The sequence below is a fragment of the Nonomuraea sp. SBT364 genome (genome assembly GCF_001083785.1).
GTDB lineage: Bacteria > Actinomycetota > Actinomycetes > Streptosporangiales > Streptosporangiaceae > Nonomuraea.
In genome coordinates, this window is sequence record NZ_LAVL01000111.1 from 22,108 (window position 1) to 28,737 (window position 6,630).

The window sequence follows — 6,630 nt, forward strand, 5'->3', positions numbered from 1 at the left end:
GCGCAGGGGTGGCCTCCGGGGCCGCTCCTGCGCCGGTCGCGTATTCGGGGCCGTCAGCAGCGGATTTTGTCGGCCGGGTGAGGCACGATAGCGGTGTGCTATTGATCGACGTGGTCCGGGTGTCGGAGGCCGTGACGCGCACCTCCGCGCGGCTCGGCAAGATCGGCCACCTGGCCGAGCTGCTCGGCCGGGTCGGCCCCGGCGAGGCGGAGATCGCCATCGCCTACCTGTCGGGCGAGCTGCCGCAGCGTCAGATCGGCGTGGGCTGGCGCACCCTGCAGGAGCTGCCCGGCCCCAAGCTGGCCGCCACCGCGACCCTCACCGGCGTCGACGCCCTGCTCACCCGGATCAAGGCCGTCTCCGGCCAGGGCTCCCAGGCGGCCCGCAAGGCGCTGGTCGGCGAGCTGTTCGCGGGGCTGACGAGCCAGGAGCAGGCGTTCATGCTCAAGCTGCTCAGCGGCGAGCTGCGCCAGGGCGCGCTCGACGGCGTGATGATCGAGGCGGTCGCCAAGGCGTCCGGAGCGCCCTCCGCCGACGTGCGCCGGGCCTTGACCCTGCGCGGCTGGCTGCCCGCCGTGGGCGCGGCCGCGCTGGCCGGCGGCGTGGCGCAGCTGCGCGAGTTCCGGCTGGAGGTCGGCCGGCCCGTCTCGCCGATGCTCGCGGGCAGCGCGCCCAACGTCGCCGCCGCCCTGGAGAAGGCCCGCACCCCGGCCGCGCTGGAGTGGAAGCTCGACGGCATCCGCGTTCAGGCGCACCGCTCGGGGGGCGACGTCCGGGTGTTCACCCGCACTCTCGACGACATCACCGCGCAGGTGCCCGAGCTGGCCGAGGCCGTGCTCGGTCTGCCCGCCGACGACCTGGTGCTCGACGGCGAGGTGATCGCGCTGCGTCCCGACGGCCGGCCGCACCCGTTCCAGGTGACGGCCGCGCGCACCAGCAGCCGCACCAACGTGGCCAGGCTGCGCGAAGAGACGCCGCTGCACGTGTTCTTCTTCGACGCGCTCCGGGTGGGCGGCGCCGACCTGCTCGACCTGCCCTACTCCGAGCGTCAGGAGGCGCTGGCGCGCACCGTGCCGCCGGGCCTGCTGACGCCGCGCCTGGTCACCTCCGACCCGGCCGAGGCGGAGAAGTTCTTCACCGACGTGGTCAGGGCCGGGCACGAGGGCCTGGTCGTCAAGTCCCTCACCTCCCCCTACGCCGCCGGCCGCCGGGGCGCGGGCTGGATCAAGGTCAAGCCCAGGCACACGCTCGACCTGGTGGTCCTGGCCGCCGAATGGGGGCACGGCCGGCGCGAGGGCAAGCTGTCCAACCTCCACCTGGGCGCCCGCGACCCGGAGACGGGCGGCTTCGTCATGCTCGGCAAGACCTTCAAGGGCCTGACCGACGAGCTGCTCGCCTGGCAGACCGAGCGCTTCCTGGAGCTGGCCGACGGCCCCGCCGACGAGTGGACGGTCACCCTCCGGCCGGAGCTGGTGGTGGAGATCGCCTTCGACGGCGTCCAGCGCTCGCCGCGCTACCCGGGCGGCATGGCGCTGCGCTTCGCGCGCGTGCTGCGCTACCGCCTCGACAAGCACGCCTCGGACGCCGACACGGTGGAGACGGTCCGCTCGCTCATGATCTGACCGTTTTGGGCTGATTTATGCCCATTTCAGTGACTTACGTCACTTAATCAGGCATTAGGTTGCCTTTGCCTGTTGTTTGTCGCGTATGTTCGTCCACGTCGCGGGGCGTCCCCCTCCCCGCCTGCGGATCGGCCGACGCGCGCCCCCACCTGTCCCGGTTCTGGCCTTTCCCTGCCCCTTCCCCCGACAAGGACCGTGGTTTACCTTGGGCCAGCACTCCGTCCCGCCGAACCCGCCGAGCCGTACGTCCCCCGCCAGGCGCCGCTGGCTGACCGTCGCGGCAGGAGCGGCCGTCATCGCCGCCGCCTCCACCACCGCCTGGGCCGCGGTCTCCCACGAGGACACCCACAAGCAGCCCAGCGCCCTCTCCCCCGCCGACCGCCCCCTCCCACCGGCAGCCGGCGCGGCACCGGCCGGCGCACCCGCTGCAGCACCCGGCTCAACGGCCGCCCCCTCACCCGGCTCACCCGTACCCAGCTCGACGGACGCACCCGTACCCAGCTCGACGGACGCACCCGTACCCAGCTCGACGGACGCACCCGTACCCGGCGGGAGCAGCGGCACCACCGCGCCCGCCGACCGTTCCAAGCCGGCCCCTTCCGCCAAGGCGTCGGCTTCGAAGCCGGCCAAGCCCCGGGTCGTCTCCTCGGGATCGTGCGGCGCGTCCTTCTACGACGAGCCGCAGATGACCGCCAGCGGCGAGCGCTTCGACCCGTCGGCCATGACGGCCGCCCACAAGACGCTGAAGCTCGGCAGCAAGGTCCGCGTGACGAACCCGTCCAGCGGCGAGTCCGTGACGGTGCGCATCAACGACCGCGGCCCCTACATCGGCGGCCGCTGTCTGGACCTCTCCCGCGCCGCCTTCGCCAAGATCGGCAACACCAACGCCGGCCACATGCGCGTCAGGTACGAGGTTCTCGCCCGCTGACAGATACGAGGCGCATATTCCCAAGACATGTTGGGAAATGCCATAATCCCAACATGTCTTGGGAAAAAGACCCGGGCCTCGTACCGCTGCGAGCCCTGGCCAACCCGCTCCGGATCCGGATCGTGTCCCTGCTCACGGGCGCTTCACTGTCGGCCGCCGAGGTCGCGGAAGAGCTCGGTATCGCGCACGCCTCGGCCAGCTACCACCTGCGCCAGCTGGCCGACGCCGGGTTCCTGGAGCCGGTGGACGAGCAGCCGCCAAGGGAGGGCAAGGGGCGGCCCCCGCGCCGCTACCGCTACGACGCCTCCAGCGCCACCCGGCTGGACCGCGCGGACGGCCGCCTTCTCCTCCACGAGGCGCTGAGCGCCGACCTGGCCCGGCGTCTCGCCGAGGCCACCGAGCAGCGCCTGTCCATGGACGCCGAAGTATGGCTGGACAGAGCGGTCTGGGAGGAGGCCGTGGGCCTGATCGACCAGGCCGTCGCCCTGGTGCACGGCAAGGCGGGCCCGCCCCGCTCCGGCGACAGGGTCAAGGTCAGCATGACCGCGCTGCTCCTCGAACTCCCGGGCGACAACCCCGCCGAACCCCCCAGGAGCACGCCATGACCGTTCCCGCCGCCGAGCTGTCCCGCTATGCCGATGTGGTCTTCGACGTCGCCGTGCCGATCGTGGCCGGCGACCGGGTGCTGATCAACGCCGAGATCGAGCACGCCCCGCTGGCCAGGGCCCTGACCGAGGCCGCCTACGCCCGCGGTGCCCGCTATGTCGACATCTGGTACTTCGACCCGTACGCCAGGCGCTCCCGCGTCCGGCACGCGGACGAGGCCACGCTGGGCGAAGTCCCGGCCTGGCTGGACGCGCGCAACGAGGAGCTGGCCCGGCACTGCGGCGTGCTGGTCAACCTGCGCGGCCTCGCGGCCCCGGACCTGCTCGCCGGGCAGGACCAGGTCCGCGCCGGCCTGGACCGCATGCCGTACCTGACCTCCCGGCAGCGGCTGCAGCTGGAGAACCTGGTGCGGTGGGCCATAGTGCCGTGCCCGACCGCCGAATGGGCCCGCGCGATCTTCGGTGAGCCGGACGAGGCCCGCCTCTGGGAGTGCCTGCGTCCCATCCTGCGCCTCGACCGTCCCGACCCGGTCGCCGCCTGGCGGCAACGCATCGCCGAGCTGCTCGCCCGTGCCGAGACGCTGAACTCCCTGCGCCTGGACGCCGTACGCTTCGAGGGCCCCGGCACGGACCTGACCGTCGGCCTGCTGCCGGACGCCCACTGGACCGCGGCCCAGCTCGAATCGGTCGACGGACACGCTTTCCAGGCCAACCTCCCCACCGAGGAGGTGTTCACCACGCCCGACCACCGCCGCGTGTCGGGCACCGTACGCTCGACGCGGCCGCTCGCGCTCAACGGGAGCGTCATCCGCGACCTGGAGCTGACCTTCACCGGCGGCGTCGTGACCGAGGTGCGCGCCGCCTCCGGCGCGGACGTGGTGCGCACCCACCAGGCCACCGACCCCGGCGCGGCCAGGCTGGGCGAGCTGGCGCTCGTGGACGGCTCCTCCCCCGTCGGCCGATCAGGCATCACCTACCTCGAGACGCTGCTGGACGAGAACGCCACCTGCCACCTGGCCTGGGGCGCCGGACTGCCGCCCGGTGTGCCCGCCCGCCTGCGCGCCCTCGACTCCGACGCGCGCGCGGCGGCCGGCGTCAACGTCTCGGCAGTGCACGTCGACTTCATGGTGGGCGGCCCCGACGTCACCGTCACCGGGATCGGCCACGACGGCACCACGATCGAGCTGCTGCGCGACGACGAGTGGCAGGTGTGACGGCCCCCATAGCCGACGGCTATCCCAGCAGGTATTGGATCTTTGGGGAGTCTCCGTACCAGGATGTCCCGCAGACCTGACCTGAGGAGACACTGATGATTCTGGTGACCGGCGCCACGGGCAACGTGGGTGGCGAGGTGGTGCGCGCCCTGTCCTCGGCGGGCGCCCCGGTACGTGCGGTGACCCGCTCCCAGCGGGCACCCGAGCCCGGCGTGGAGTACGTCACCGGCGACCTGAACGAGCCGGAGTCCCTGCGCCCCGCGCTCGCCGGTGTCCGGGCGCTCTTCCTGCTGCCCGGCTACCCCGGCACGCCCGCCCTGCTGGCCGCCGCGCGCGAGGCCGGCGCCGGGCGCGTGGTGCTGCTGTCGGGCGGCTCGGCGGACGGCGACCCGTCCAACGCCATCTCCCGCTACATGGCCGAGTCGGAGCGCGCCGTACGCGAGTCCGGGCTGGCATGGACCTTCCTGCGGCCCGGCGCGTTCATGTCCAACGCCTTCCAGTGGCTGCCTCAGCTCGCCGTCGGCGACGTCGTACGGGCGCCGTTCGCCGGCGTGCGTCAGGCGGTCGTCGACCCGGCCGACATCGCCGCCGTGGCGGTACGCGCCCTGCTGGAGGACGGCCACGAGGGCCGCGTCTACCAGCCGACCGGGCCCGAGTCGCTGCTGCCCGCCGACCGGCTGCGCATCCTCGGCGACGTGCTGGGCCGCGACCTCGCCCTGCGCCCCCAGCCCGACGACGAAGCCCGGGCCGAGATGCTGCGGACCACGCCGGTGGAGTACGTCGACGCCTTCTTCGACTTCTACGTCACCGGCAGCCTCGACGAGTCGGTGGTGCGTCCGGACGTCCGCGACGTCACCGGCCGGCCGGCCCGTACCTTCCGCCAATGGGCTACGTCCCACGCCGCCGCCTTCCCCCGCACCGCCACCTGACCGGCCGCGCCGTCCCCGTCCCTGCAATCCTGGTGTCCCAGCGTCCGGGCCATGCGAGCCGCAGCGCGCGGCGCTCCGATCGGCGACGAGCCCACGCCTTTGCCGCCCCCGGCCAGGAAACGCCTCAGGTGGCCCGGCCCGGAGCCCTGGAACGCCATGGGGGCAGCAGCCAGGCAAGCCCGGGTGCCCTGCGCAGGCTCCAGGAAGGAGGGGCGGCGTACGCCCAGCGGACGGACACCCGACGCGCCCGAGACCTGGAAGCCGACCGCCCGACGCCCGAAATCCAGAGAGGACGGAAGGACCAGAGACCGCGCGCGGCGGCCAGAGACGCGCGCGGCCAGAGACGCGCGTGGCCAGAGGCGGATGGGCCGGGGACGCTGCGGCCAGGGACGCGGGGGACCGGCGAAGCCACGGCCCCTGGGACGCCGGGGTACGAACTTCGCAAATGCCTCAGGGTGCGGATCGCGATGGACGCGGGCCGGGTTCGATCGGCTCGTGGGAGGGCGTCACTTCACCAGGCGGACGGTCAGCGGGTAGCGGAAGGCGCCCTCCGACAGGGCCGAGACACCGCCCACGATGGACAGGACGACGGCACCCACCCAGATGAACGGCAGGAGCACGATGCCGATGACGGTGAACGGCAGCAGGAACGTCGCCCCCATGACCGTCAGGTGGAAGTTGAGCGCCTCCAGGGCGTGCCGACGGATGTACGGGGACGTCTTGCCGCCGGTCAGCAGCAGGATGAGCGGCCCGACGATGGGGAACCCGACCAGCGAGAGCAGATGGGCGGCGGAGGCGCCGAGACGCTCGTTGCTCTCCGGCGGGGCCTCCGGACGGGCGGCGGGCATGGGCGGGGGCGCGGCCAGCCGGGGCACCGCGTTGGCGCCGTACAGCTCGGTCATGATGGGCATCAGGTCGCCGTGCGTACGCGCCGTCATCGCGCGCTCCAGCCGCTCGTCGAACTCGAACTTGTCGAACCGCCCCTCGCTGTAGGCGGCCTTGACGTGCTCGACCACGTGCTCACGGTCCTGATTGGTGACACGCAGATGAGCCGGCGGCAGCTGCCCCGGGGGTGTCGGTACCCCAGCCATAACGCCCATGCCTCTCCTTCGGTAGCGCCGCCCCCTCGCCGGCGAAGCCTGCCGGCTGCGGCGCTGACGGTCTTCTCACATACTGCGTCACGGCCGTCGTTCGCGGCCATCGGGTGATACCCCGAGGCATCCCCGAGATCCGGGCACAGGGTTTCAGGGACGCTCAGCCATTTGTCCTGCCCGGATCTCGGGGATGCCTCGGGGTATCACCCGATGGCCGCGAACGACGGCCGTGACGCAG

The 6,630-nt window shown here is 72.9% G+C and carries 6 protein-coding genes; 5 read left to right on the forward strand and 1 reads right to left on the reverse strand.

What is annotated here, in order from left to right; all coding sequences use genetic code 11:
- Window positions 1-95 precede the first annotated feature (95 nt).
- The 5 genes from ADY59_RS33720 to ADY59_RS33740 all read left to right on the forward strand — a co-directional run bounded on the left by ADY59_RS33720 (window position 96) and on the right by ADY59_RS33740 (window position 5,298).
- Entirely contained in the window at window positions 96-1,622 is a 1,527-nt protein-coding gene (locus ADY59_RS33720; protein WP_049570958.1) for an ATP-dependent DNA ligase, read from the forward strand.
- Between the two features lie 205 nt (window positions 1,623-1,827).
- On the forward strand, window positions 1,828-2,550 hold the full coding sequence (locus ADY59_RS53525; RefSeq protein WP_269433660.1) for a septal ring lytic transglycosylase RlpA family protein: 723 nt from the start codon (window positions 1,828-1,830) through the stop codon (window positions 2,548-2,550).
- 53 nt (window positions 2,551-2,603) lie between these two features.
- Window positions 2,604-3,155, forward strand: coding sequence for an ArsR/SmtB family transcription factor (locus ADY59_RS33730; protein WP_049570964.1), 552 nt, complete (start codon window positions 2,604-2,606; stop codon window positions 3,153-3,155).
- Entirely contained in the window at window positions 3,152-4,369 is a 1,218-nt protein-coding gene (locus ADY59_RS33735) for an aminopeptidase (RefSeq protein WP_049570967.1), read from the forward strand. The genes ADY59_RS33730 and ADY59_RS33735 overlap by 4 nt, the downstream gene beginning before the upstream one ends.
- 95 nt (window positions 4,370-4,464) lie before the next feature.
- A complete protein-coding gene (locus tag ADY59_RS33740) occupies window positions 4,465-5,298 on the forward strand; it encodes an NAD(P)H-binding protein (protein WP_049570969.1) in 834 nt (277 codons plus the stop codon).
- Between the two features lie 506 nt (window positions 5,299-5,804).
- Here the strand turns inward: ADY59_RS33740 and ADY59_RS33745 are convergent.
- Window positions 5,805-6,389 (reverse strand): DUF1707 and DUF4870 domain-containing protein, encoded by a 585-nt coding sequence (locus ADY59_RS33745; protein ID WP_049570971.1) that lies wholly within the window; start codon window positions 6,387-6,389, stop codon window positions 5,805-5,807.
- Window positions 6,390-6,630 lie beyond the last annotated feature (241 nt).